Source organism: Streptomyces sp. enrichment culture, from assembly GCF_964273255.1.
GTDB lineage: Bacteria > Actinomycetota > Actinomycetes > Streptomycetales > Streptomycetaceae > Streptomyces.
Genome location: NZ_OZ186835.1, coordinates 3,330,868 through 3,355,095 on the forward strand (window position 1 = coordinate 3,330,868; position 24,228 = coordinate 3,355,095).

Sequence of the window (24,228 nt, forward strand, 5' to 3'; positions counted from 1 at the left end):
GTCCGTTGTTGTCCCACGATGTACACACATGTGTGTGATGCGTGGCGGGCTCATTCTATCGAGCGTCCGAAAATCCCCTCGGCGATATCGCATGGTGAGACCTCCGGGACGCTCGCGCAGGGGCTCATGCCCAGCCGGGCGCCGGGCACTCGGAAAAGCGACCTGCGTCACATCCGCGGGCGGATCCGTGAACGTCCGGGAGGCGACCCGGGAACGTTCGGGAGGCGACCCGGGAACGCGTCCGGGGGCACCCTCGGCGGTGGCGGGGCGCGGGTTCGTGGTGACCGATGCCCGATGACCGATGACCGATGTCCGGACGGTCCCGTGCGTGAGCGGGCCGACGGCAACGGCCGGCCGTGCGGGCGTGAGCCGCCCCGCGGCCCCGCGGCCCCGTCGCCTTCCGGAGCGACGGCCGGCCGAGGCGCGGGACACCGACCGTGGACGGCGACGGCCGGGGCGGGCAGCGACGACCGGGCGGCAGCCACGACCGGCAGGAAACGGCGGGTCCGGCGCGGCCGGTCGGCGGACGGCCGGTCCGGCGGGTGATCCGGGCGCGGCTACGTGACGGGGGAGCGCAGGCCCAGGGGCTCCGCGATCTCCTCCGCCATCACCTTGCCCGCCTCGAACTCCAGGGTGTCGTCACCCATGCCCTGGTCGGTGTCGAGGCCGTCGAGCGCGGCGAGGGGCTGGTTGAGGCGGACGTGGGCGACCACCGACTGCAGGGCGCGCAGGGTGGCGGACGCCGTGGAGCCCCAGTTGGAGAAGTAGGAGAACTGCCACCACCACAGGGCCTCGGTGGTGCGGCCGGCCCGGTAGTGCACCATGCCGTGGCGCAGGTCGGTGATGACGTCCGTGAGGTCGTCGGAGATCCGGGCGGGCACGGGCGCCGTGCGGGGCTCGTAGGGGTCGAAGACCTCGGAGTAGACGTCGACCGGCTCCAGCAGCCGCGCGAGGTTCTCGCGCAGCTCGTCCACGTCCGGCTCCGGGCCCGGGTCCGGCTCGTAGCGCTCGTCGGGGACGATGTCCTCGTGCGCGCCGAGCCTGCCGCCGGCCAGCATCAGCTGGGAGACCTCCAGGAGCAGGAAGGGCACCGCCGAGTCCGGCTCGTCGCCCTTCGCGACCTCGGTGACGGCGACCAGGAAGCTCTCGATCTGATCCGCGATCTGCACCGCGAAGTCGTCGGGGTCCTGGCCGGTGGCGTGGAGCGTGGCATCAGACATCTAGGAGTCGTCTCCCCTCGAAGGCGCGTCCGAGGGTGACCTCGTCCGCGTATTCCAGGTCGCCGCCCACCGGGAGGCCGCTGGCCAGGCGGGTGACCTTCAGGCCCATGGGCTTGATCATGCGGGCGAGGTACGTCGCCGTGGCCTCGCCCTCCAGGTTGGGGTCCGTGGCGAGGATCAGCTCGGTGACCGTGCCGTCGGCGAGGCGCGCCAGGAGTTCCCTGATCCGCAGATCGTCCGGGCCCACCCCGTCGATCGGGCTGATCGCGCCGCCCAGCACGTGGTAGCGCCCGCGGAACTCGCGGGTGCGCTCGATGGCCACGACGTCCTTGGGCTCCTCCACCACGCAGATCACCGCCGGGTCGCGGCGGGTGTCGCGGCAGATGGCGCAGAGGTCCTCCTGCGCCACGTTGCCGCAGGTCGCGCAGAAGCGGACCTTCGCCTTGACCTCCATCAGCGCGTGGGCGAGACGGCGGACGTCGGTCGGCTCGGCCTGGAGGATGTGGAAGGCGATCCGCTGGGCGCTCTTGGGACCGACGCCGGGCAGCCTGCCCAGTTCGTCGATGAGGTCCTGAACCACGCCTTCGTACAACGGACTGCCGTCCTTCCTGGGGTCACGTCACTAGGTACCGTAGAGGTCCGCGGGCTGTCTTAGAAGGGCAGTCCGGGGATGCCGCCGCCGCCCAGTCCCTGGGCCAGCGGGCCCAGCTTCTGCTGCTGCAGGTTCTGGGCGTTCTCGTTGGCCGCGTGGACGGCCGCGAGGATCAGGTCGGCCAGGGTCTCGGTGTCCTCGGGGTCCACCGCCTTCGGGTCGATCTGCAGGGCGCGCAGCTCGCCGGAGCCGGTGACGGTGGCCTTCACGAGCCCGCCGCCCGCCTGGCCCTCGACCTCCGTGCGCGCCAGTTCCTCCTGGGCCCTGGCCAGGTCCTGCTGCATCTTCTGGGCCTGCTGCAGCAGCTGCTGCATGTTGGGCTGGCCACCACCGGGGATCACGATTCAGCTCCTTGGTCGGTGCGTCGGGCCGCCGGGCCGTCGGTTCGACGTGCCGGTCGGGCGTTCCTGCCGTTCGGCACGAGCCTACGTGGTCGGGGCAGCCGTCGCCCCAGCACTCTTTCGAGTGAGTCCCACGGGGCGCCTATACCTGATCACGGCCCTCTTCCGGGCGGGAAAGGCGCCGAACCCGCCACTGGGCCACCCATTGGGCGGTAGGAAGGGGACCGGCAGGTCGCGGATCAGTCACGGTCAGTAGGGAGTACCGGGTGGGTCAGCCGGAGATGCAGCCCGAGGGACGGCCTCAGGACCGGCACGGCGAGGGGGCCGCACCGCGGCCGGATGATCTGACGGGGCGGGTCTTCCCGCTCGGGGACTGGGGTGAACCGGCGGCCCGGCTGGACGAGTTGTACCGGTGGGTGGAGCGCGGGGCGCTGGACACGGCCGCCTGGTACCTCACGGACCGGGTGTGGAAGCGGAGGTGCGGGCAGGCGCTGCGCGGCGGGGCCGCGGTGGGCGCGGTGACCGGGGCGGCGCTGCCGCTGCTGGACCTGGCGGGCGCGCTGGGCGGAGTGGCCGCCTGGGGGTACCTGGCCCTGCTGCTGGCGGTGGCGTGCGTGGCCGGGGACCGGTACTTCGGGGTGACCTCCGGCTGGATGCGGGACCTGGCGACGGCGCAGGCGGTGCACCGCCGCCTGCAGGCCCTCCAGTTCGACTGGGCGTCGGAGTGCGTGCGCGAGGTGCTCGGTCCGGCGGACGGCACGGCGAGCGAGGCGGCCGAGCGGTGTCTGTCGGTACTGCGGCGGTTCTCCGAGGACGTCGCGGAGCTGGTGCGGGTGGAGACGGCCGACTGGATGGTGGAGTTCCGCACCGGGGGCGCCCCGCTGGGCCTCCAGGGGGCCATGCCGGGCGGGAGCCGCCCCGACCCGGTGGTGCCGCACGGCCGGTTCGCCGCCCCGCCCGGCTCCGCCCGCCCGAACATGCCGAGGCAGCGTCCGCCCGAGCCGCGGTGAGCCACGGCCGGCACCGGGCGTCTCGGCCCGCGGGGAACGGGGGTGTGCCGGGGCCGCGCAGTCCGCGGCGCCGCCCGCGGGAACCGGGGGTCCGCCGGGCCGCCCTCCTCGTCGTCGTCCGCGCGAAACGGGGGTCCGCCGGGCCGTGTCCTCCTCGTCGTCGTCCGCGAAGGTCACAGATCCGCCCGGCTCCGTACTCCGCGCGTCGCCGCCGGTCGGAGCCGGTCCGCGTCGCCGCCGGCCGGAGCAGGCCGGAGAAGGCCGGAGCCGGTTCGCGTCGCCGACCGTCCGGGCCGGGACCGCCTGCGCTCACGGCCCCTCCCCGGGCCCGGAGGTCAGTCCCGGGTGTAGGTGAGCTCTTCGCCGCTGCTGGTGTTGACCCGCTGAAGGGTGCCGCCGGGCAGCAGCCGGACCTGCGTCGCGGCGCCCGGGCTGCAGGCGCTGCGCGGCCGCCCGCTCGTGACGCTCGACGGCCCGAGTTCCAGCCCGCCGGCGCCGGGGTCGGAGGACAGCCGGGCCTCGAACACGCAGCGGTAGGTGCCGTTGCCCGTGGGACCCTCGGCGAGGAGGGACATGACCGTCTCCCCGACGTCGCCCTGCTGGAGGGTCAGCCGGCGGGTGTGCACCCCGCTCGCGTTGTCGATGGTCGCGGACCAGCTGCCCAGGTACTCGGCCGGGATGGTGCCGCCGGGCGGGGACGTGGTGCCCGGGTCGTCCGTGCCGGGCTGCTTGTCGTCGGACGGGGTGGTCCCGGTGTTGTCCCCGGTGCCCTCGGTGGTGGCGTCGCCGGACGCGGACGCCGAGGACGAGGACGAGGGGTCGCCGCCGGCGCTGTTGTCGCCGTTGCTCATCAGCGCGTACACGGTGCCGCCCGCGGCGAGCGCGACGACCAGGGCGACGACGACCAGCAGCGCGGTGGACCGGGCGTTGCGCCGCGGGTCCTGGGGCGGGCCGTACGGCGGGGTCCCGGTGAAGGGCGGCGGCCCGTAGGGCGGGGTGGCTCCGCCGCCGTAGCCGTTGTAGGGGTAGCCGTAGCCCGGGTGCGGATGGGGATGGCCGTACCCCGTCGGGTTCTGCGGGTTCTGCGGGCTCTGCGGGCTCTGCGGGCTCTGCGGGTTCTGCGGGCCGGCGGCCGGGGTCGGGGTGCCCGGTGCGGGGCCGGGCGGCGGGGCGGCCTGCTGTCCCGCGACGAGGGTGGGGAGGTGGTTCAGCGGAGCGCCGTCGCCCGGCCGGCCGGGGGCGGGCGGGGCGTCACCGGCGGCCGGATCCGCGGGGCCGCCCGTGCCGTCGGCGGCGGGGGCGTGCTCCGGGGTGGCGGCGGGCGCCGGCAGCGCACGCGCCGCGGACCCGGACGGCTGCGCCGGGCGGTCCTGTCCCTCTGGTCCGGGTGCCTCGCCCGGTCCGGCCGCACCGTCCTGGCCCTCGGGCCCCTCCGGGTTCTCCGTGTCCAGCAGCTGGACGGCGTGGCGGCCGAGCTGGGCGACCAGGGCACTCGGCAGCCAGGGGTCGCGGGACCGGCCGTCGGTGACGGTGTCCCCGGCTCCGGTGCGCCGCAGGATCTCGTCGAGCGTGGGCCGCGCGGCGGGGTCCTTCTTCAGGCAGTCACGGACGAGGTCGGCGACGCCCTCGGGCACGCCGTCGAGGTCCGGCTCCTCCTGGGCGATGCGGAACATCAGGGCGTGCACGCCGCTGTTGGCGGTGCCGAACGGCAGCTCACCGGTGGCGGCGTAGGCGAGCACCGAGCCCAGGCAGAACACGTCGCAGGCGGGGGTGATCCGGTCGCCGCGCACCTGCTCGGGCGCCATGAAGCCGGGCGACCCGACCAGGGCGCCGGTGCGGGTGAGCCCGCCGTCGGTCACCGTCTCCAGGGCCCGCGCGATGCCGAAGTCGATGACCCGCGGCCCGTCGATGGTGACCAGCACGTTGGACGGCTTGAGGTCGCGGTGCACGATGCCGGCGGCGTGGATGTCCTTCAGCGCGTGGGCGAGTCCGGCCGCGAGGATGCGGACCGACCGCTCGGGCAGGGCCCCGTGGTGGTGGCCGACGACCTGCTGGAGGCTGGGCCCGGCGACGTACCCGGTGGCGACCCAGGGCACCGGCGCCTCGGTGTCCGCGTCGAGCACCGGAGCGGTCCACGCCCCGCCGACCTGCCGTGCCGCCTGCACCTCCTGCCGGAACCGCGCCCGGAACTCCTCCTGCTGCGCCAGTTCCTCGCGCACCAGCTTCACGGCGACGGTGCGTCCCCGGTCGGAACGGGCCAGGTAGACGAACCCCATGCCGCCCGCGCCGAGCCGCGCGAGCAGCCGGTACGCGCCGATCCTCGGCGGATCCCCGGGACCGAGCTTCTCCATCGTTGCGCCGCCTTCCCCCCAGTGAGCAACATCATGAGGATAGTCCCGGGGCGCACGCGGGAACCGGCCGACGACCTCTACGGTTCCGTAACAGCAGCCGCGTCCGTCGGGGCGGCCTGCGGTCCACAGCGGCGGGGAGCAGGGACCAGCCGACGCCCGCCGGGAGGGGGAGCCGACCGGCACCAGCCGGGATCCGGAGCCGGAAGCTGCCGACACCAGCCGAAAACCGGAAGCCGGAAGCGGCCGGTACCGCCGGGAGGGCCGGGAAGGCCGGGAAGGCCGGGAAGGCCGGGAAGGCCGGGAAGGCCGGTACCGCCGGGAGGGCCGGGAAGGCCGGCAGCCGCCGGTTCGGCCGGGAGCAGTCGACAACCTGTCGTGGAAAGCCACCGACCGCAGACAGGCCGCCGATGTCGCGCGGGCGGCGGGCCGCCTACCCTCGGCGGCATGACCGCTCAGCCGAACCCCGAGGCCGGCGCCGCAGTGAAGGCCGCCGACCGTGCCCATGTGTTCCACTCCTGGTCCGCGCAGGAGCTCATCGACCCGCTCGCCGTCGCCGGGGCGCAGGGGTCGTACTTCTGGGACTACGACGGCCGGCGCTATCTCGACTTCGCCAGCGCGCTCGTCTACACGAACATCGGCTACCAGCACCCCAAGGTGGTCGCGGCGATCCAGGAGCAGGCCGGGCGGCTGGCGACCTTCGCCCCCGCCTTCGCCGTCGAGGCCCGCTCGGAGGCGGCGCGGCTGATCGCCGAGCGGACCCCCGGCGACCTGGACAAGATCTTCTTCACCAACGGCGGCGCCGACGCCGTCGAGCACGCCATCCGCATGGCCCGGCTGCACACCGGCCGCCCCAAGGTGCTCTCCGCGTACCGCTCGTACCACGGTGGCACCCAGCAGGCCGTGAACCTCACCGGCGACCCGCGCCGCTGGGCCTCCGACAGCGGCACGGCCGGTGTCGTGCACTTCTGGGCGCCCTTCCTGTACCGCTCGCGCTTCTACGCCGAGACCGAGGAGCAGGAGTGTGCGCGGGCGCTGGAGCACCTGGAGACGACGATCGCCTTCGAGGGGCCGTCGACGATCGCCGCGATCATCCTGGAGACGATCCCGGGTACCGCGGGCATCATGATGCCGCCGGCCGGCTACCTCGCGGGCGTGCGGGAGCTGTGCGACAAGTACGGGATCGTCTTCGTGCTGGACGAGGTGATGGCCGGGTTCGGGCGGACCGGCGAGTGGTTCGCGGCCGACCTGTACGACGTCGTCCCCGACCTGCTGACCTTCGCCAAGGGCGTGAACTCCGGGTACGTGCCGCTGGGCGGGGTCGCCATCTCCGGGGCGATCGCCGACACCTTCGGCAAGCGGCCCTACCCGGGCGGACTGACCTACTCCGGGCACCCGCTGGCCTGCGCGGCGGCCGTCGCGACGATCCGCGTGATGGCGGAGGAGGGCATCGTGGAGAACGCGGCCCGGCTCGGCTCGACCGTCCTCGAACCCGCCCTGCGCGACCTGGCCGCCCGGCACCCCAGCGTCGGCGACGTGCGCGGCACGGGCATGTTCTGGGCCCTGGAGCTGGTGCGCGACCGGGACACCCGCGAGCCCCTGGTCCCGTACAACGCGGCCGGTGAGGCGAACGCCCCGATGGCCGCGTTCGCCGCCGCGGTGAAGGAGGGCGGGGTGTGGCCCTTCGTGAACATGAACCGCACCCACGTGGTCCCGCCGTGCACCGTCACCGAGGCCGAGCTGAAGGAGGGCCTGGCGGTGCTGGACTCCGCGCTGTCGGTGGCGGACGAGTACGTGGCGTAGCCGCCCCCCGGGACGGGCGGGAGGCCCGGCCGCCTCCCGCCCGCGCCCCGTCGCACGCCCTCCGCTCCTCCCGCCCGCTCCCCTTTGCGCGCCCTCCGCTCCTCCCGCCCGCTCCCCTTTGCGCGCCCTCCGCTCCTCCCGCCCGCTCCCTGCCCGCGCCCTCTGCTCCCTGCCCGCGCTCTCCGCTCCTCCCGCCCTCCCCGTCTCCCCGCCCGCGCCCGGTCGAACAGGTATGCCGCACCCGAACGCGTAAGGTGTCGTGCCCGTAGTACACAGGTGTCCGCACGGCACACGGGTGTCCGCAGACACCCAGGTGTCCGCACGGCACGCGAACGCGACGAGGGAGCGCCCCCGACCATGCCCCGCAGCAGCGGCCACGCCGCGGTGACCCGCAGCACCCTGCGGCAGCAGATCGCCGACGCGCTCCGGGACGAGGTGCTGGCCGGGCGGCTCCAGCCGGGGCGGGAGTTCACCGTCAAGGAGATCGCCGAGCAGTACGGGGTGTCCGCGACCCCCGTGCGGGAGGCGCTGGTCGACCTGTCCGCGCAGGGCCTGCTCGACGCCGACCACCACCGCGGCTTCCGGGTCCACGCGTTCACGCTCCCCGACTTCCGCGGCATGATCGAGGCCCGCAGCCTGGTCATCGACGGCATGTTCCACGCCCTGGTCCACGGGCGATCGGACCGGTACCTGCCGGACGACCCCCGGACGGCCGCCGCGCTGGCCGGCGTCCGGCGGCGCGGCGAGGAGGCCCGGCGCGCCGCACTGGCCGGGGACCTGACCGTCCTCATCGGCTACGACCTGCGGTTCTGGCGGGAGCTCTCGGCGGTCTTCGGCAACCCGTACCTCACCGACTTCCTGCACCGGCTGCGCGTCCAGACCTGGGTGGGCATCGTGCAGCACCTGCGGCGGCTGCCCGACCTGCGGGGCCGCCTGTGGTCCCGGCACACCGAACTGGTCGACGCCCTGTCGCACCGTGACACGGGCACGGCCCGGGCGATCATCACCTCCTACAACGCCCATTCGCTCGCCCTGATCGAGCGCCTGGCGGACGAGTGAGCGGGCCCGGACGACGCGGGCCCGCGTCGTCCGGGCCCGCCTGGGTATAGGGGGTGCACGGGGAAACCGTCTCCTCGCACCGCGCCGCTACCCTTCGAATACCGGGGTGCTCGCGGTGACCGCCGCGAGCGCGCCCACCGCGACCGCTGCGGCCGCTGTGACCACCCCGACAGCCCTGACCGCCGTCCTATCCGCGAGGAGCCCTCTTTGGCCTGTGACCTGTGGCTGGTACCGCTCGTCGACGTCTTGTGCCACACGCCCGACAATCCGTTCGCCGAGGAACTCGCGCAGTACAACAGAGTGCTCGCGGACGGCGGGCTGCCACCGGTGCCGGTGTACCAGTACATGCCGGGCCTGTCCGGCGAGGTCGCCCCGGTCGCGGGCTTCGACTACGACGCGCTGCACTTCCTGCGCCGCGCCCACCTGCTCCACCTGTCCGGACTCCCCGTCACCCCGGTGGGGGAACTGGGCAGTGACTACGAGCAGTTGCTGGAGATGTTCGAGACGACGGCCCAGCAGTCCCACCTGGTCTGGCACTACGACCACGCGGGCGCCTACGTCCCCGTCGACTTCCCGCACCCCCTGTCCAGCGACGAACTCCTCGCCGGCGGCGGCCCCCTGGGCTCCTCGCACGCCCTGCTGCGGGAACTGGAGTCCGTGGCGCCGGTCCTGGGCATCGACCCGGCCAACCCCCCGGCGGCCCCCGAGCCCCCGCACGGCCCGACGGAGCTGGAGGAGCCGGCGGTCCCCGCGCCCTACGACCCGAGCCCCTTCGCCCGCGAGCGCCACGTCTGGCTGGGCCTGCACGCGGCGGCGACCCGGAGCCTGGCGCAGGGCTCGATGATCGTCTTCAGCTGAGGCGGGCCGGCGGACGGCCGCCGACGCCGGCCCCGGCCGCCGCGCCGCCCGGACGGGTCCGGTGCGGGGGCGGCCCCGGCGGGCGGTGCCCGAGGATCACGCGGCGCCGACGGCGTGCGGCTCGGGCTCCTCGGGGGCGACGAAGTCGACCTCGGCGGCCGGCTGGAGCCGGATCTCGTACGGCCGGCGGTCGATGTACACGCCGTAGCCGTCGAGGATCCGGTGGTGGTGGTCGATGATCGCCCCGACCGGCAGGTGGTCGGACGGCGTCGAGTGCCCGTCGGACACGAGGGTCACCTGGTAGCCGAGGGTCACCGCCTTGCGGCAGGTCGAGTCGATGCACAGCTCGGTGGTGAGACCGGCGACGACCAGGTGCCGCACCCCCCGCGAGCGCAGCAGTCCGTCCAGGTCGGTCTCGTGGAAGGCGTCGCACTCCGCCTTGCGCACCCTCAGGTCGTCGTCCCGCGCCCCGAGCCGCGGGTCGATCCGCCACTCCTCGGAGCCGACGTCACCGAGATCGTCGTCCTGGATGTGCACCACCGGGACGCCGAGGGCCCGCGCGCGCTCGGCGAGCGGGCGCAGCCGGCCCAGCAGGGCATCCGCCTCGGGAACCGCGCCCTCCCCGGTCAGCAGGCCGACTTGGAGATCCATCAGGACGAGGGCCGTCGTCATACGGCTGCTCTTTCTTCTCGGGAATGAGGAGCGCCGACGGGCGGTTGCCGCCCGGGTGGCGCTTCGGTGTCGAACACCGAACCCGGGCAGGTAATCACACCGAACCCCCTCCCGTGAACGCACTACATGCCGTTGAACGCAATGAACGCCGTTGATCGCAAGGGATGCCGTTGATCGCAATGAACGTCGTGGAACGCAAGGTGTGCGGTCCGCCCCGGTGGCCCGACCGACGCACGACGGGACGGCCGGTGCGAGGTGCTCGCACCGGCCGTCCCGTCGTGTGCCCCGGCCCGCGGGGCGCGGCGGCTCAGAGGAAGGAGTTGATCTGGATCGTCTCGTCGCGGCCCGGTCCCACGCCGATCGCGGAGATCGGGGCGCCGGACATCTCCTCCAGGGCCTTCACGTAGCCCTGCGCGTTCTTCGGCAGGTCGGAGAAGGACTTCGCGCCGGTGATGTCCTCGGACCAGCCCGGCAGCATCTCGTAGACGGGCTTCGCGTGGTGGAAGTCGGTCTGCGAGTACGGCAGTTCCTCGACGCGCCGGCCGTCGATCTCGTACGCCACGCACACCGGGATCTGCTCCCAGCCGGTGAGGACGTCCAGCTTGGTCAGGAAGAAGTCGGTGAGGCCGTTGACGCGGGTGGCGTAGCGGGCGATCACCGCGTCGAACCAGCCGCAGCGGCGGTCCCGGCCGGTGGTGACACCGCGCTCGCCGCCGATGCGGCGCAGGGCCTCGCCGTCCTCGTCGAACAGCTCCGTCGGGAACGGTCCGGCGCCGACCCGGGTGGTGTACGCCTTGAGGATGCCGATGACCCGGCTGATCTTCGTCGGTCCCACGCCCGCGCCGGTGCAGGCGCCGCCCGCGGTCGGGTTGGAGGAGGTGACGAAGGGGTACGTGCCGTGGTCGATGTCGAGCAGGGTGCCCTGGCCGCCCTCGAAGAGGACCACCTTGTCCTGCTCCAGCGCCTCGTTGAGCACCAGGACCGTGTCGGCGACGTACGGCGCCAGCTTGTCCGCGTAGCCCAGCAGCTCCTCGACCACCTGTCCGACGGCGATCGCGCGCCGGTTGTAGAGCTTGGTGAGCATCTGGTTCTTGACGTCGAGGGCCGCCTCGACCTTCTGCGTCAGGATCGACTCGTCGTAGAGGTCCTGGACGCGGATGCCGACCCGGTTGATCTTGTCGGCGTAGGTGGGGCCGATGCCGCGGCCGGTGGTCCCGATCTTGCGCTTGCCGAGGAAGCGCTCGGTGACCTTGTCGACCGTCACGTTGTACGGCGTGATGATGTGGGCGTTGCCGCTGATCAGCAGCTTCGACGTGTCGACGCCGCGGTCGTTCAGCCCGCTCAGCTCGGAGAGCAGGACCGAGGGGTCGACGACGACACCGTTGCCGATCACCGGCGTGCAGCCGGGGGAGAGGATTCCGGACGGCAGGAGGTGCAGGGCGTACTTCTGATCGCCCACCACCACCGTGTGGCCGGCGTTGTTGCCGCCCTGGTAGCGGACCACGTAGTCGACGGAGCCACCGAGCAGGTCCGTCGCCTTCCCCTTGCCTTCGTCACCCCACTGAGCACCGAGCAGCACAAGTGCGGGCACGCGCGTACACCCCTTCCGGGCGGGGCATGTCCAGGGTCAGGGGCGTACGCGGAGGATCTCCGCCGCGTGCACCGCGACCATCGTTGGCCGCCAACCGTCGGACCGGGTGCCCCGGAATAGACGAAGCCCCTGGCGCAATAGCGCAAAGGGGCTCTTGCACAAAGATGCTACCCGAGGAAGCGAGGCATGGCCGAGGTGGCGACTTCCGCGACGTCCGATCAGCTCCTGGTGGTCATCGATCCGGTCGCGCGGCGAACGGACGGCGAATCCGTCCGGATCGCGAAAGACGTGCTCAGCGGCGGTGCGGCGAGCACGAAGGTGTGCCTGCCGGACGGCCCGGAGGAATTCGCCCGGGCCCTGGCCCGGCGCGGCTCCCGGCGGCCGGTGGTGATCGGCGACGACCGGGCCCTGATACGGGCGGTGAGCGTGCTGCACCGCCGCCGGGAACTGGCCGGATGCGTGCTGTCCCTGGTGCCGGTGGGCGGCACGCTGTCCCTCGCCCGGTCGCTGGGCGTGCCGACGGGGGCGGTGGGCGCGGCGCGGGCCGTCCTGGACGGGGCCGAACGGCGCCGGGACCTGCTGGTCGACGACAGCGACGGCGTGGTCCTCGGCAGCCTGTGCATCCCGCCGGCCGGAGCGTCGGCGCGGGAGGCGGCCGACGCCGGTCACCCCTGGCTGCGGACCTGCCACTCCCTGGTGCGGACCCTCGTCCCCGCCCTGCCGACGCGCGCCGCCCCGGCCCCGGAGGCTCGGCACGCGCGGCTGCGGGTGGAGGTGGACGGGGTGACCCTGGTGGACCTGCGCCAGCCGGTGGAGGCCGTGTGGGTCGCCCCCTCGGCCTCGGGCACGGCCCGCGTGGAGGTGCGGCCCCTGTCGGTGGGCGCGGAGGCGTCCCCCCTGCTCGCGGAGGGCCGCACGGTCACCGTGTCGGGCGCCCACTTCCGCTACCGCGCGGACACGGTCGTCTCGGGCCCGGTACGGACCCGGACGTGGGAGGTGCGGGAGGGGGCGTGGGGGCTGACGGTGCCGACGGCGCAGGGGACGGGTCCCTTCAGGGGACCTTGATCCCGTCGTGGGTCACCGGAACCGGGCCGCTCACGCCCGCCCGAACCGCTTCTCCCGCTGCACCCGCCAGCGCTCCATCATCGCCTCGACCTCCTTTTCGACGAACTCGAGGAAGGCGAGGGTCTCCGCCAGCCGACGGCCCGCCGGGGTGTCGGCGCCGAGGCTGGTGACGCCCTCCCGGAGGGCGTCCTCCCAGCGCCTGATGACCGCCTCACGGTTGGTCAGGGCCTCGTACCACTGGTCGCCGTGGACCCGGTACCGCTCCCGGCGGGAGCCCGGAGCCCGCTCGCGGGAGACCATGTGCTGCTGCGCCAGGTAGCGCACCGCACCGGACACCGCGGCCGGGGAGATCCTGAGCAGCTCCCCCAGCTCGGCGGAGGTCAGCACCCCGGTGTCGGACGCGAGCAGGGCCGCGAAGACACGGGCAGGCATCCGCGGCAGGCCTGCTTCCACGAGTTGCGCCGCGAAGTGCTCCACGAACCGCGAGACCGCTTCCGGGTCCCGGGCCGGTCCGTTCGGTTCCGCCATGACCCGACCATCTCCCCTGCTCAGACACCGGGGGTCAGTCTAGTCAACGATTCATACGTTTCCTTAACTTCACAAATTTCTGAATCTCGCGTACGTTCCGAAGCATGACGAAGGCCATCAGCGTGTCCGGACTGCGCAAGTCGTTCGGCCGCACCCGCGCACTGGACGGTCTCGACCTGGAGGTCGCGACCGGCGAGGTCCACGGCTTCCTCGGGCCCAACGGCTCCGGCAAGTCGACCACGATCCGCGTTCTGCTCGGCCTGCTGCGCGCCGACTCCGGAACCGCCCGGCTTCTCGGCCGCGATCCGTGGACGGACTCCGTGGAACTCCACCGGCGCCTCGCCTACGTCCCCGGCGACGTGGAACTCTGGCCGAACCTCACCGGCGGCGAGGCCATCGACCTGCTGGCGCGGCTGCGCGGCGGCCTGAACGGGAAGCGGCGCGCCGAGCTCCTCGAACGCTTCGACCTGGACCCCACCAAGAAGGGCCGCGCCTACTCCAAGGGCAACCGGCAGAAGGTCGCCATCGTCGCCGCGCTCGCCTCCGACGCCGAACTGCTGCTCCTGGACGAACCGACCGCGGGACTGGACCCGCTCATGGAGGTCGTCTTCCAGGACGTCATCGGCGAGGCCAAGGCGGCCGGCCGCACCGTCCTGCTCTCCAGCCACATCCTGGCCCAGGTGGAGAAGCTCGCCGACCGGGTGAGCATCATCCGGCTCGGCCGCACCGTGCAGTCCGGCAGCCTGGACGAGCTGCGCCACCTGACCCGCACCACCGTCGAGGCGGAGACCGAACGGCCGGCCACCGGCCTGGACGGCCTGCCCGGTGTGCACGACCTGCGCACCCTCGACGAGGCGACGGGGCGGATCCGCTTCACCGTGGACGGCGGCCACATCGGCACCGCGATCCGCGAGCTCACCGAGTCCGGCATCCGCGTCCTCGTCAGCCACCCGCCGACCCTGGAGGAGCTGATGCTCCGCCACTACGGCGACGAACTCGCCGCCGACGGCCACGGCGACGCACACTCCGAGGCCCCGTCGGCGGGGCACGCCACGGACGGAGAGCCGCGATGACCACCGCGACCGCCACCGGGGCACCGGCGCCCGCCGGGCCGGCCGCGCGCGGCACCACGCTGACCGGCACCGGGACGCTGATCCGGTTCGCCCTGCGCCGGGACCGCGTCCGGCTCCCGGTATGGATCCTGGCCCTCCTCCTGTCCACCCTCGCGACGGCCGACAGCTTCCGGACGTTGTACCGCGACCCGCAGGACCGGGCGAACGCCGTCGAGAGCGTCGACACCCCGGCCGGCCTGGCCATGTCCGGCCCCCGCCACTACCTCGTCGACGACGGCTTCGGCTCCATCCTCAGCCACCAGATGCTGGGCTTCACCGCCGTCCTCGTCGGCCTCATGAGCGTGCTGGTCGTCACCCGGCACACCCGCGCGGAGGAGGAGACCGGCCGCGCCGAGCTGGTGCGCTCGGGCGTCGTCGGCCGCCACGCCCAGCTCGCCGCCGCCCTCTCCGTCGCCCTGCTGGCCAACGTCGTCCTCGCCCTGCTGCTGGCCCTCGGCCTGACCGGCCTCGGCATGGACGGCGTCGACGCCACGGACTCCCTGGTCTACGGCTCCGCCCACGCCGCCGCCGGCCTCGTCTTCGCCGGCGTCGCCGCGGTCACCGCCCAGTTCACCGCGCACGCGCGCGCGGCCTCCGGCACGGCCCTGGCCGCCATCGGGGTGGCCTACGTGCTCCGCGCCGCCGGGGACAGCGCCGAGAACGACACCCTGTCCTGGCTGTCCCCGATCGGCTGGGTGCAGCGCAGCTACCCCTACGTCGACAACCGCTGGTGGCCGCTGCTGCTCTGCCTGGCGCTCGCCGCGGCGTGCGCGACGGCGGGCTTCGTGCTCTCCACCCGGCGGGACGTGGGGGCGGGCCTGCGTCCCGAGAAGCTGGGCAGCCCCACGGGCTCGGCCGCGCTCGCCACCCCCGTCGGCCTCGCCCTGCGGCTGCACCGCGGCATGCTGACCGGCTTCGGCGCCGGGCTGTTCCTGATGGGTGCCGTGTACGGGGCGATCCTCGGGGACGCCGAGGACATGCTGGCGGGCATCGACGAGATCGAGGAGGCCCTGGAGCGCCTCGGCGGGGCAAGCGTCGCCGAGTCCTTCGCCTCGATGGTCATGGTCGTCCTGACGGTCGTGGCGGCGGTGTACGTCGTGATGGCGGCGCTGCGGCCCCGGTCCGAGGAGACCGCGGGCCGTGCGGAACCCCTCCTCGCCACCGGGCTCTCCCGCACCCGCTGGGCCGGCGGCCACCTGACCGTGGCCGTGGGCGGCGGTACGGCCGTCCTGCTGCTGGCCGGGCTGGGCTTCGGCATCGCCGGCGCGGCCTCCACCGGTGACGCGGGACTGGTGCCCGACCTGGTGGGCGCGGCCCTGGTGTACGCACCCGCCCTGTGGGTCACGGCCGGCGTGGCCGTGGTCCTCTTCGGCTGGTTCCCCCGGGCCGGGCAGGCCGCCTGGATCGTGCCGGTGTACGCCTTCGTGGTCGGCTACCTCGGCCAGATCCTCCGGTTCCCGGGCTGGATGAACAACCTGTCCCCGTTCGGCCACGTCCCCCGGCTCCCCGCGGCCGACCTGCACTGGACCCCGCTGGTCCTGCTGACCCTCGTCGCCGCCGGCCTGATGTGGCTGGGACTGGCGGGCTTCCGACGCCGGGACCTGGAGACCAAGTAGGTCACGAGAGGGCCGTCAGTCCATGTACGGCTTGAGCTCCTCGGTGTCGAACTCGATGCCGACGGGCTCGGGAAGCGCCACCCTCTGGCCCACCCGGCACTTCTGGACGTTCCGGTAGCCCACGACGGGGTCCGGGTCACTGTGGACGAGGACCGAGCGACGGTCACGGTCGATCAGCCGCCGGTGACCCTCGGACGGGTGATCACCCCACCTCCACGACCAGCCCCTCCAGCCCCCTGATCACGAAGTTCGGCTTCCGCAGCGGCTCCGCCGCGAGGCGGAGACCGGGGGCCTTCTCCAGCAGGGCCGTCATCGACGCGGCCAGCTCGATGCGGGCCAGCGGGGCACCGATGCAGTAGTGGATGCCGGCGCTGAAGGAGATGTGGGGGTTGTCGGCGCGGGTCAGGTCCAGGCGGTCCGGGTCGGTGAAGACGGCCGGGTCGTGGTTGGCGGAGCCGAACAGCATGGCGATCTCGGCGCCCCGGGGGATGACCTGCCCGTCGATCTCGATCTCGTCCAGCACCCAGCGTTCGAACAGCTGAAGCGGGGTGTCGTAGCGCATCAGCTCCTCGACGGCCCTCGGCACCAGGGAGTGGTCCGCGCGCAGGGCGGCGAGCTGGCCGGGGTTGCGGAACAGCGCCCACCAGCCGTTGACCGTGGAGTTCACGGTGGCCTCGTGGCCCGCGTTCAGCAGCAGGACGCAGGTGGAGATCATCTCCTGCTCGGTGAGGCGGTCGTCCTCGTCGTGGGCCGCGATCAGCCCCGAGATCAGGTCCTCACCGGGGTTCTTGCGGCGCTCCGCGATCAGCTCCCGCAGGTAGTCCGAGAACTCCAGCGACGCCCGCACGGCCTTCTGAGCCGCCTCCTCCGACGGATTCAGCTCGTACATCCCGCAGATGTCCGCCGACCAGGGACGCAGCGGCGCCCGGTCGGCCTCGGGGATGCCCAGCATCTCGGCGATCACCGCGACCGGCAGCGGCTCGGCCACGTCCCGCAGCAGGTCCCCGCCGCCCGCGTCGACGAGTGCGGTCACCAGGTCGGCGGCGAGCCCCTCCACGTACGGCTTCAGCCGCTCCACCGTGCGCGGGGTGAACGCCTTCGACACCAGCCGCCGGATGCGGGTGTGGTCCGGCGGCTCCAGGTCGAGCATGCCGTGGTCGTTGAGCGTGTGGAACGGCTCGTGCTCGGGCGGGGGCGGGGTCCGCCCGAACTCCTCGTGGCTGAAGCGGTGCAGGTACGTCCGGCCCAGGCGGCGGTCGCGCAGCAGCGCCGACACGTCCGCGTGATGCGGGACGAGCCACTGGTTCGTCGGCTCGAACCAGTGCACCCGGCCCCGTTCCCGCAGCTCGGCGTAGGCGGGGTACGGGTCGGCGACGAAGGCCGGGTCCCACGGGTCGAACGCGAGGTCGGGCTGAGCCATCATGCCGGGACCATAGAACGCCCCTCTGCCGTGTGCCAGTGCCCGGCCGACCGCGAGCGTCGGGTTTCCGGCTGTGGTGCTGCCACACTGAGCGCATGCAGGACAACTACTTCTCGCTCACCCGGGTCCGGCTGAAGCACTATCGGAGCATCGCCGCAGCCGACGTCGAGTTGGGCAGACTGCTGCTGCTCGTCGGGCCCAACGGGTCCGGGAAGAGCAACTTCCTCGACGCTCTGCGGTTGCTCTCCGAGTCGCTGCAGACCTCTCTCGACCAGGCTCTGAGAAGTCGTGGAGGCGTGGCCGAGGTGCGCCGGCGGTCCACCGGCCATCCGACCCACTTCTCCATCGCCCTGGAGTTCCGGGGGCCGCAGTATCAGGGAGAGTACGGCTTCGAGGTCGCGGCGGTGAAGGACGGCGGCTTCCGGATCTCCCGTGAGCACTGCACCGTCCGTTACCAGGGACGGCAGGACGGGGGCTCCCAGCCCGGCGACGCCGAGTTCCGCATCGACAACGGTGAGCTGACGGCCACGACCGAACCGGTGATGCCTCCGGTGAGCGAGCAGCGCCTCTACCTGGTGGCCGCCGCGGGCCTCGACGCGTTCCGGCCCGTCTACGACGGTCTCGCCGGCATCAGCGTCTTCAGTCTCAACCCGGACGTGATCCGGCAGCCTCAAACACCCGATTCGGGGGAGTTCCTGCACCGTGACGGCGCCAACATCGCCAGCGTCCTGCATCGTCTTCAGCGCGGCGACCGCGGCCGGGAGGTCAAGGACCGCATCGAGAGCTATCTGCAACTGATCGTCCCCGGCATGCACGGGGTGGCCCGCTCCGACCTGGGGAACTGGGAGACTCTGGAGTTCACCCAGGATGTGCCCGGGGCCAGGAGACCTTGGCGTTTCCAGGCACAGTCCGTCTCCGACGGCACGCTGCGTGCACTCGGCGTGCTCGTGGCGCTCTTCGCCGGTACGGGCAGCACGCTCAGCACCGTCGGCATCGAGGAACCGGAGAGCGCCCTGCACCCGGCGGCGGCAGGCGTTCTGCTCGACGCCTTGCGCGATGCCAGTGAACGCCGTCAGGTCGTCGTCACCAGTCATAGTCCTGACCTTCTCGACCGTCATGACTTCGACCTCTCGGAGTTGCGCGCCGTGCGCTCCATCGGCGGCGAGACCAAGATCGGTCAACTGGACGAAGCAGGCGTTCTCGCCCTCCGAGAGCAGCTCTACACCCCCGGCGAGCTCCTGCGCAACGACCAGCTCCTCCCCGCTGTCACCGAGGACTCACCGTCGGGAGTACGCCGTTGAACTCCGCTCCTGTCGTGGCCCCGATCGTCGAAGGGCATGGCGAGATCCGAGCGGTACGTGAACTCATCACCCGCATCGCCGCGGAGTTCTGCGGCCTGTGGACCGAGGTCGCACCACCGTTTCGCCTCGACGCGGGCAGAATGCGCAAGCCCGATGAACTGGCCAAGGCCGTCCGCATCCAGGCAGCACGCGTCACAGGGGCCGGTGGCGTCCTCGTGCTCCGGGACGGCGATGACGACGACATCCAGTGCCCGGTCGAGCTGGCTCGTCAGCTGGCCCCGACACCCCACCTGGTGCCGGTCCCCGTCGAGGTGGTGATCGCCCGCCATGAGTACGAGGCATGGTTCCTCGCGTCGGCCGAATCGCTACGCAGTCACCCGGCGGTCCGCGACGACGCCTGCGCGCCCCCGGACCCGGAAGCGATGCGGGGGGCCAAGAGCCGACTGGAATCCATGATGTGCGAGTCCTACAAGGAGACGCTCCACCAGGCGAAGTTCTCCGCGTTGATCGACTTGAACACAGCCAAGGAGGGAAGCAGGTCCTTCCGCAGAATGATCCACGCCGTCGAGAGTCTCCTGAGCCCCGCCACCGAGTGACGCATCGTCACAGACGAGGATGTCGTGCGACCGGGCCGGACGAGAGCACCGGAGGGACCGCAAGGGTCGAAGTGCTCACGCTGGGACGCGAGACCTCCGAAGCCCCCGGCTTCGACGGGGTTGATCCGCACCGTGACATGCCGCTTCTCGAACCCGTCCAGGATGAGGCCGAGTTGAGTCCGTGACGCTGCCGGTCGGCCACGTGGAGCGCAGGGTGCATTCATGGATGACCGTTTCATAGGGCGTCGGGGTTGTTTGAGGATCACGCGTCGGTGCATCCGGCGCTCCAGGCGCGCGACGCGGCACGCCGGAGGGCCCGCCGCGCTGCGGGTGCGGTGGACGGGCCGGCGTGCTGCGGATCGGCGCGTGGGACGCGGACCCCGAACCGCCGCTGCCGCCCGCCGCGCCGGACGGCAGCCTGACCTGCGAGGACGGCCGGGGGCTCGCCCTGGTCAGGGCCTGCTCCCACCTGTGGGGCCGGCATCCGCTGTCGCGGTTCGCAACCGGGGCACTGGTGCGAGCTCTCCGGTCAGCCCGGAGTCACCAGCCGGGCCTCGTAGGCGAAGACGGCCGCCTGGGTGCGGTCCCTGAGACCCAGCTTCACCAGGATGCGGCTGACGTGGGTCTTGATCGTCGACTCGGCCACCACCAGCCGCCCGGCGATCTCCGCGTTGGACAGGCCCTGCGCGATCAGCACCAGCACCTCCGTCTCCCGGTCGGTGAGGTCCCCGTACGCCGCGTGCGCGGCGGGCATCAGCCGGGGGGTCTCGGACAGCTTGGAGAACTCGGTGATCAGCCGCCGGGTGACCGTCGGGGCGAGCAGGGCCTCGCCGGCCGCGACCACCCGCACCCCGTCGGCGAGCTGGCGGGCCGAGGCGTCCTTCAGGAGGAAGCCCGAGGCTCCCGCCCGCAGGGCCTGGTAGACGTACTCGTCCAGGTCGAAGGTGGTGAGCACCAGCACCTTCGCGGTGCCGTCGGCAGCGACGATCTCCCGGGTCGCCTCGATGCCGTTGAGTTCCGGCATGCGGATGTCCATCAGGACGACGTCGGGACGCAGCTCCCGCACCCGCTCCACCGCCTGCCGCCCGTTGACGGCCTCGCCGACGACCTCGATGTCCGGCATCGCGTTCAGCAGGACCGAGAAGCCCTCGCGCACCATCATCTGGTCGTCCGCGATCAGCACGCGGATCGTCATGCCGTTTCCTCGCTCGTCTCGTGGACCGCGGTGACCGGCAGGAACACCGCCACCTCGTAGCCGCCGTCATCGGTCGGCCCGGCCGTCATCTCACCGTTCAGCATGGTGACCCGTTCGCGCATGCCGGTGATGCCGTGTCCGGCGCCGGGCGAGGGCTTGACCAGGTGGGGGGAGGGCGCGGGGCCGTTGACCACGCGGACGCCGAGCCCGCCGAGGACGTAGCCGATCTCCACGCGGGCGCTCGCGCCGGGCGCGTGCCGCAGGCTGTTGCTCAGCGCCTCCTGCACGATCCGGTACGCCGACAGCTCCACGCCCTGCGGCAGCTCCCGCACCGCGCCGGTCACGACCTTCTCCACGTCCAGGCCGGTGTCGCGGACGTTGGCGAGCAGGGCGTCCAGGTCGGCCAGCGTGGGCTGCGGGGCGTCCGGGGCCTCGTAGTCCTCGGCGCGCACCACACCGAGGACGCGGCGCAGCTCGGTGAGGGCGGCCACCGCGTTCTCCCGGATGGTGGCGAAGGCGCGCTCCAGCTCCGGCGGCGGGTTCTCCACGCGGTACGGCGCCGCCTCGGCCTGGATGGCGACCACCGACATGTGGTGGGCGACCACGTCGTGCAGCTCGCGGGCGATGGTGGTGCGCTCCTCCAGCAGCGTGCGCCGGGACCGCTCCTGCGCGGTGACCGTCTGCTGCGCGGTCACCTCCTGCTGCGCCGCGTGGCGGACGTGCCACAGGGACACCACGAGCAGGGCGAAGGCGGACGTCACCATCATGGGGCCGCTGTTCGTGTAGTAGTACGGGCCGCCGAAGACCACGTCCGACAGGAGCGCGTACAGGGCGGTCAGCGCCCACATCCAGGCGGCCGTCCGCGGCCGGGTGCGCAGTGCCACGACGACCAGCACGGCCAGGTGGCTGAGGAAGGCGCCCGGCATCCACGGCCAGTCGCCCGCGCCGCTGCCGCTGAGGACGGCGACCACCGGGGTCACGCCCAGCGACAGCCAGAACGCGCCCACCGGCCGTACCAGCGTGGCGAGCACCGGGAGCGCGCACAGCATGCCGGTCAGCAGGGCCAGGGCGTCGCCGCCGGGGATGCCGCCCGACACCGCCCCGACGAAGAGGGCGAACAGCGCGATGCCGCCCACCACGGCGTGCGGCAGGTGCCGCGCGGCCGACCGCAGCCGCCCGGGCAGCCGGCGCACGAACGGGCCGTCGGTGCGGCGGGGCGGCAGCGGACGGTAGGCGAAGGGGTCGTGGAACAGGTCCTGGCGCAGGCCCTGGAGGACGTTCTGGGCCAGCCGGTACTCCGGGCTGCGGGATTCCGCCCCGTCCCCGGCGCGGCGCGGGCCGCCCGGGGGCTGCGTGTGGGTCGTCTCGGTCACGCTCACACGGTAGGCCGACCGGGTGAGCGCGGTCGTCCCCGTGGAGACGGGTTCCGCGGGATCCGTCTCAGGTACTACCCGCAGGGCACGGAAGCCGTCGGCACCGCGCCCCGCCGGCCCCGGCACCGCTCAGGAACCCGGCACCGCTCAGGAACCCGGCACCGCTCAGTACCCGGTGGGGCGGACCAGTCCCGACTCGTAGGCGAAGACCGCCGCCTGGGTGCGGTCCCGCAGGCCGAGCTTCACCAGGATCCGGCCGACGTGCGTCTTCACGGTCTGCTCGGCGACCAGGAGCCGGACGGCTATCTCCGCGTTGGACAGGCCCTGAGCGATCAGCACCAGCACCTCCGTCTCCCGGTCGGTCAGCTCCGCGACCCGCTGTGCGGGCGGGGTCCGGGGCCGGGGAGCCAGCCGGGAGAACTCCGCGATCAGCCGCCGGGTGATGCCCGGCGCGAGCAGGGCGTCCCCGGCCGCGACGATCCGGACCGCCTCGGCGAGCTGCTCGGCGGAGGCGTCCTTCAGCAGGAAGCCGGACGCCCCGGCGCGCAGCGCCTCGTACACGTACTCGTCGAGGTCGAAGGTGGTCAGGACGAGGACCCTGATCTGCGGGGTGGCTGCGGTGATGCGGGCGGTCGCCTCGATGCCGCCGAGTTCGGGCATGCGGATGTCCATGAGGACGACGTCCGGGGCGAGGCCGGCGGTCTGCCGGACCGCGTCCAGCCCGTCGACCGCCTGCCCCACCACCTCGATGTCGGGCTGCGTGTTGAGCAGCACGGTGAAGCCCTGCCGGACCATCTGCTGGTCGTCGGCGACGAGTACACGGATCATGCGGTGCCGTTCCGGAGAGGGAGGGCCGAGGCGTGCGGCGCGGGCGCGGGGAGGTAGGCGTCGACCCGGTAGCCGCCTCCCGACCAGGGGCCGGCCGTCAGCCCGCCGCCCAGCATGACGGCCCGCTCCCGCATGCCGAGCAGTCCGTGCCCGGCCCCGGCCGAGGGCGGCGCCTCCCGGGACGGGCTGGTGTTGACGACCTCCACCCGCAGCCCGTCCGGGTCGTAGGCCAGGGCGACGCGTGCGGTCGCTCCGGGCGCGTGCCGCAGGACGTTGCTCAGCGCCTCCTGCACGATCCGGTACGCCGACAGCTCCACGCCGGGCGGCAGCGGGCGCCGCCCGCCGCTCACCTCGGTGGTGACGGCGAGTCCGGCGGCGCGGGTGTTCTCCACCAGCGCCTCCAGCCGGTCCAGGGTGGGCTGCGGGGCGTGCCGGGAGGTCTCCGGGCCGTCGTCGGGGACGGGATGCTCGGACCGCAGCACGTCGAGGACGCGGCGCAGTTCGGTGAGGGCGTCGACCGCGTTCTGCCGGATGCCGGCGAGGTTCTCCTTCAGCTCGCCGGGCGGGTCCTCGACGAGGTGCGGGGCGACCTGAGCCTGGATGGAGATCACCGACATGTGGTGTGCCACCACGTCGTGCAGTTCCCGCGCGATGCGGCTGCGCTCCTCCAGGAGGGTGCGGCGGGCGCGTTCCTCGGCGGTGAGCGTGGTCTGTTCCACGAGTTCGGCGCGGGCCTCGCGGCGGCCGCGCAGCGCGATGCCGAGCACGACGGCGACGGCGGACAGCAGCACGGCGGCCTCACCGGTGGGCGAGTGGTACCACGCCTCCCACACGCCCTGGAGGGCGAAGGTGAGCAGTGCGGTCAGGGCCAGCGCCGCGGCGGAGGCGCGGGTGGGCACCCGCAGGGCGAGCAGCAGCAGCACGAGCAGGTGGGCGGCGATGCCCCACGGGTTCCAGGGCCAGGGGAAGCCGGAGATCTGGTACCCCATCAGCAGGGGGCGCAGCAGGACGGCTCCGGTGAGCGTCGCGGCGAGCGACAGCCACAGCGCCGGCACCGGGCGGTGCAGCGCGAGGGCGACCGCCCCGCACTGTCCGGCCGCGATCAGCAGGGAAGTGCCCATGCCCAGCTTTCCCTGCCCCTGGAGCTGGTCGGCGTCGCCGACGAGGAGGGCGACCGCCGCCAGGCACACCAGTCCGTGCGGCACCCAGCGCAGCCACACCGACGGGGGCATCGGGTCGGCCCGCAGCGTCAGCAGGTCGTGCCGCAGCATCAGCAGCAACCGCAGTCCGCGTCGTCCCCCCGTGTCCGTCACGTGCTTCAGCCTAGACATGGCGTACTCCTCTCGAGGTCGGCCGGCGGGCCGTCCGGTGCCGGAGGAGTACGGCCGTCGCGGAGAGGCCGACGAGCGCGGCGGGCAGGCCCCTCCCCCGCGCGCGGCGCGCCCCTTCCCGCCCCCGCCCCGCCCCGGCGCCGTCGCCCGGGCCACGCTCCCCCCGCAGCCTCGTCCCTCCGCCTCCCGTGCGGCGCCCGGCCATCGGGCCCGCTGGGCAAGGAAGTTACGCAGTCACGGGGGCGTCCCGCGTCCCGCCGCGGGACTCACCTGCGGGGTAGCTCCCAGGTATGAGGGGTACGACGGGCG

At 73.2% G+C, this 24,228-nt stretch carries 21 protein-coding genes and 1 pseudogene; 10 read left to right on the forward strand and 12 right to left on the reverse strand.

Going from position 1 to position 24,228, the window contains the following annotated elements:
• Positions 1-557 precede the first annotated feature (557 nt).
• From ACSU53_RS14255 to ACSU53_RS14265, 3 genes are read right to left on the reverse strand one after another with little or no spacing between them, the layout of a single operon-like run.
• Positions 558-1,220, reverse strand: coding sequence for a DUF5063 domain-containing protein (locus tag ACSU53_RS14255; RefSeq protein ID WP_437027820.1), 663 nt, complete (start codon positions 1,218-1,220; stop codon positions 558-560).
• Positions 1,213-1,812 carry a recombination mediator RecR gene (gene recR, locus ACSU53_RS14260; RefSeq protein WP_437027822.1) on the reverse strand — a complete coding sequence of 200 codons (600 nt, stop codon included), beginning with the start codon at positions 1,810-1,812 and terminating at the stop codon, positions 1,213-1,215. Before recR ends, ACSU53_RS14255 begins: the two co-directional genes overlap by 8 nt.
• A 59-nt stretch (positions 1,813-1,871) precedes the next feature.
• The gene (locus tag ACSU53_RS14265; protein ID WP_437027824.1) at positions 1,872-2,213 is read right to left on the reverse strand and encodes a YbaB/EbfC family nucleoid-associated protein; all 342 of its coding nucleotides are present in this window, start codon (positions 2,211-2,213) and stop codon (positions 1,872-1,874) included.
• A 266-nt stretch (positions 2,214-2,479) separates the two neighbouring features.
• Between ACSU53_RS14265 and ACSU53_RS14270 the strand changes: the two genes are divergently transcribed.
• Complete coding sequence (locus tag ACSU53_RS14270) at positions 2,480-3,223, forward strand: SLATT domain-containing protein (RefSeq protein WP_437027826.1); 744 nt, start codon at positions 2,480-2,482, stop codon at positions 3,221-3,223.
• Positions 3,224-3,558: 335 nt separating this feature from the next.
• On the opposite strand, the gene ACSU53_RS14275 is transcribed toward ACSU53_RS14270, so the two are convergent.
• Positions 3,559-5,574: a serine/threonine-protein kinase gene (locus ACSU53_RS14275; RefSeq protein ID WP_437027828.1), complete on the reverse strand. Its 2,016-nt coding sequence runs from the start codon at positions 5,572-5,574 to the stop codon at positions 3,559-3,561.
• A 444-nt stretch (positions 5,575-6,018) separates the two neighbouring features.
• Between ACSU53_RS14275 and ACSU53_RS14280 the strand changes: the two genes are divergently transcribed.
• From ACSU53_RS14280 to ACSU53_RS14290, 3 genes are all read left to right on the forward strand, one after another.
• A complete protein-coding gene (locus tag ACSU53_RS14280; protein WP_437027830.1) occupies positions 6,019-7,374 on the forward strand; it encodes an aspartate aminotransferase family protein in 1,356 nt (451 codons plus the stop codon).
• A gap of 357 nt (positions 7,375-7,731) precedes the next feature.
• Entirely contained in the window at positions 7,732-8,433 is a 702-nt protein-coding gene (locus ACSU53_RS14285; RefSeq protein ID WP_437027832.1) for a GntR family transcriptional regulator, read from the forward strand.
• 207 nt (positions 8,434-8,640) lie between these two features.
• Positions 8,641-9,291, forward strand: a complete 651-nt coding sequence (locus ACSU53_RS14290) for a hypothetical protein (RefSeq protein ID WP_437027833.1) — start codon at positions 8,641-8,643, stop codon at positions 9,289-9,291.
• A 96-nt stretch (positions 9,292-9,387) separates the two neighbouring features.
• Here the strand turns inward: ACSU53_RS14290 and ACSU53_RS14295 are convergent, their stop codons facing one another.
• Both ACSU53_RS14295 and ACSU53_RS14300 read right to left on the reverse strand, forming a co-directional pair.
• Positions 9,388-9,963: a cysteine hydrolase family protein gene (locus tag ACSU53_RS14295; RefSeq protein WP_437027835.1), complete on the reverse strand. Its 576-nt coding sequence runs from the start codon at positions 9,961-9,963 to the stop codon at positions 9,388-9,390.
• Positions 9,964-10,270: 307 nt separating this feature from the next.
• Positions 10,271-11,554, reverse strand: coding sequence for an adenylosuccinate synthase (locus tag ACSU53_RS14300; protein WP_164350017.1), 1,284 nt, complete (start codon positions 11,552-11,554; stop codon positions 10,271-10,273).
• 186 nt (positions 11,555-11,740) lie between these two features.
• Between ACSU53_RS14300 and ACSU53_RS14305 the strand changes: the two genes are divergently transcribed.
• Positions 11,741-12,619 carry a diacylglycerol kinase gene (locus ACSU53_RS14305; protein WP_437027837.1) on the forward strand — a complete coding sequence of 293 codons (879 nt, stop codon included), beginning with the start codon at positions 11,741-11,743 and terminating at the stop codon, positions 12,617-12,619.
• 30 nt (positions 12,620-12,649) lie between these two features.
• Here the strand turns inward: ACSU53_RS14305 and ACSU53_RS14310 are convergent, their stop codons facing one another.
• A complete protein-coding gene (locus tag ACSU53_RS14310) occupies positions 12,650-13,147 on the reverse strand; it encodes a GbsR/MarR family transcriptional regulator (RefSeq protein WP_437027839.1) in 498 nt (165 codons plus the stop codon).
• A 104-nt stretch (positions 13,148-13,251) separates the two neighbouring features.
• On the opposite strand from ACSU53_RS14310, the gene ACSU53_RS14315 reads away from it, so the two are divergent.
• Positions 13,252-14,220 (forward strand): ABC transporter ATP-binding protein, encoded by a 969-nt coding sequence (locus tag ACSU53_RS14315; protein WP_437027841.1) that lies wholly within the window; start codon positions 13,252-13,254, stop codon positions 14,218-14,220.
• Positions 14,217-15,875: an ABC transporter permease gene (locus tag ACSU53_RS14320; protein WP_437027843.1), complete on the forward strand. Its 1,659-nt coding sequence runs from the start codon at positions 14,217-14,219 to the stop codon at positions 15,873-15,875. Before ACSU53_RS14315 ends, ACSU53_RS14320 begins: the two co-directional genes overlap by 4 nt.
• A 202-nt stretch (positions 15,876-16,077) precedes the next feature.
• Here ACSU53_RS14320 and ACSU53_RS14325 read toward each other — a convergent pair whose 3' ends face one another.
• Positions 16,078-17,298: a cytochrome P450 gene (locus tag ACSU53_RS14325; RefSeq protein ID WP_437027845.1), complete on the reverse strand. Its 1,221-nt coding sequence runs from the start codon at positions 17,296-17,298 to the stop codon at positions 16,078-16,080.
• A gap of 92 nt (positions 17,299-17,390) precedes the next feature.
• Here ACSU53_RS14325 and ACSU53_RS14330 point away from each other — a divergent pair, with 92 nt between their 5' ends.
• From ACSU53_RS14330 to ACSU53_RS14340, 3 genes and pseudogenes are all read left to right on the forward strand, one after another.
• Entirely contained in the window at positions 17,391-18,596 is a 1,206-nt protein-coding gene (locus ACSU53_RS14330) for an AAA family ATPase (protein WP_437027847.1), read from the forward strand.
• Positions 18,597-18,610: 14 nt separating this feature from the next.
• Positions 18,611-19,192: a DUF4276 family protein gene (locus ACSU53_RS14335; RefSeq protein ID WP_437027848.1), complete on the forward strand. Its 582-nt coding sequence runs from the start codon at positions 18,611-18,613 to the stop codon at positions 19,190-19,192.
• A gap of 294 nt (positions 19,193-19,486) precedes the next feature.
• Positions 19,487-19,752 (forward strand): annotated as a pseudogene (locus ACSU53_RS14340) (ATP-binding protein); the annotation flags it as partial.
• Here the strand turns inward: ACSU53_RS14340 and ACSU53_RS14345 are convergent.
• The 4 genes from ACSU53_RS14345 to ACSU53_RS14360 form a co-directional block, all read right to left on the reverse strand.
• The gene (locus ACSU53_RS14345) at positions 19,722-20,387 is read right to left on the reverse strand and encodes a response regulator (RefSeq protein WP_437027850.1); all 666 of its coding nucleotides are present in this window, start codon (positions 20,385-20,387) and stop codon (positions 19,722-19,724) included. The pseudogene ACSU53_RS14340 and the gene ACSU53_RS14345 sit on opposite strands and share 31 nt — an antisense overlap.
• Entirely contained in the window at positions 20,384-21,760 is a 1,377-nt protein-coding gene (locus ACSU53_RS14350; protein WP_437027851.1) for a sensor histidine kinase, read from the reverse strand. The genes ACSU53_RS14345 and ACSU53_RS14350 overlap by 4 nt, the downstream gene beginning before the upstream one ends.
• A gap of 165 nt (positions 21,761-21,925) precedes the next feature.
• Positions 21,926-22,588: a response regulator gene (locus tag ACSU53_RS14355; RefSeq protein WP_437027853.1), complete on the reverse strand. Its 663-nt coding sequence runs from the start codon at positions 22,586-22,588 to the stop codon at positions 21,926-21,928.
• Complete coding sequence (locus tag ACSU53_RS14360) at positions 22,585-23,919, reverse strand: sensor histidine kinase (RefSeq protein ID WP_437027855.1); 1,335 nt, start codon at positions 23,917-23,919, stop codon at positions 22,585-22,587. Before ACSU53_RS14360 ends, ACSU53_RS14355 begins: the two co-directional genes overlap by 4 nt.
• Positions 23,920-24,228 lie beyond the last annotated feature (309 nt).

Excerpts from the sequence above, each read along its gene's own strand:
- ACSU53_RS14280 (WP_437027830.1), top strand. The coding sequence starts at position 6,019 with ATGACCGCTCAGCCGAACCCCGAGGCCGGCGCCGCAGTGAAGGCCGCC.
- ACSU53_RS14255 (WP_437027820.1), bottom strand. The coding sequence starts at position 1,220 with ATGTCTGATGCCACGCTCCACGCCACCGGCCAGGACCCCGACGACTTC.
- ACSU53_RS14285 (WP_437027832.1), top strand. The coding sequence starts at position 7,732 with ATGCCCCGCAGCAGCGGCCACGCCGCGGTGACCCGCAGCACCCTGCGG.
- ACSU53_RS14355 (WP_437027853.1), bottom strand. The coding sequence starts at position 22,588 with ATGATCCGTGTACTCGTCGCCGACGACCAGCAGATGGTCCGGCAGGGC.
- ACSU53_RS14345 (WP_437027850.1), bottom strand. The coding sequence starts at position 20,387 with ATGACGATCCGCGTGCTGATCGCGGACGACCAGATGATGGTGCGCGAG.
- ACSU53_RS14275 (WP_437027828.1), bottom strand. The coding sequence starts at position 5,574 with ATGGAGAAGCTCGGTCCCGGGGATCCGCCGAGGATCGGCGCGTACCGG.
- ACSU53_RS14320 (WP_437027843.1), top strand. The coding sequence starts at position 14,217 with ATGACCACCGCGACCGCCACCGGGGCACCGGCGCCCGCCGGGCCGGCC.
- ACSU53_RS14325 (WP_437027845.1), bottom strand. The coding sequence starts at position 17,298 with ATGATGGCTCAGCCCGACCTCGCGTTCGACCCGTGGGACCCGGCCTTC.
- ACSU53_RS14305 (WP_437027837.1), top strand. The coding sequence starts at position 11,741 with ATGGCCGAGGTGGCGACTTCCGCGACGTCCGATCAGCTCCTGGTGGTC.
- ACSU53_RS14360 (WP_437027855.1), bottom strand. The coding sequence starts at position 23,919 with ATGTCTAGGCTGAAGCACGTGACGGACACGGGGGGACGACGCGGACTG.
- ACSU53_RS14310 (WP_437027839.1), bottom strand. The coding sequence starts at position 13,147 with ATGGCGGAACCGAACGGACCGGCCCGGGACCCGGAAGCGGTCTCGCGG.
- ACSU53_RS14315 (WP_437027841.1), top strand. The coding sequence starts at position 13,252 with ATGACGAAGGCCATCAGCGTGTCCGGACTGCGCAAGTCGTTCGGCCGC.
- ACSU53_RS14295 (WP_437027835.1), bottom strand. The coding sequence starts at position 9,963 with ATGACGACGGCCCTCGTCCTGATGGATCTCCAAGTCGGCCTGCTGACC.
- ACSU53_RS14330 (WP_437027847.1), top strand. The coding sequence starts at position 17,391 with ATGCAGGACAACTACTTCTCGCTCACCCGGGTCCGGCTGAAGCACTAT.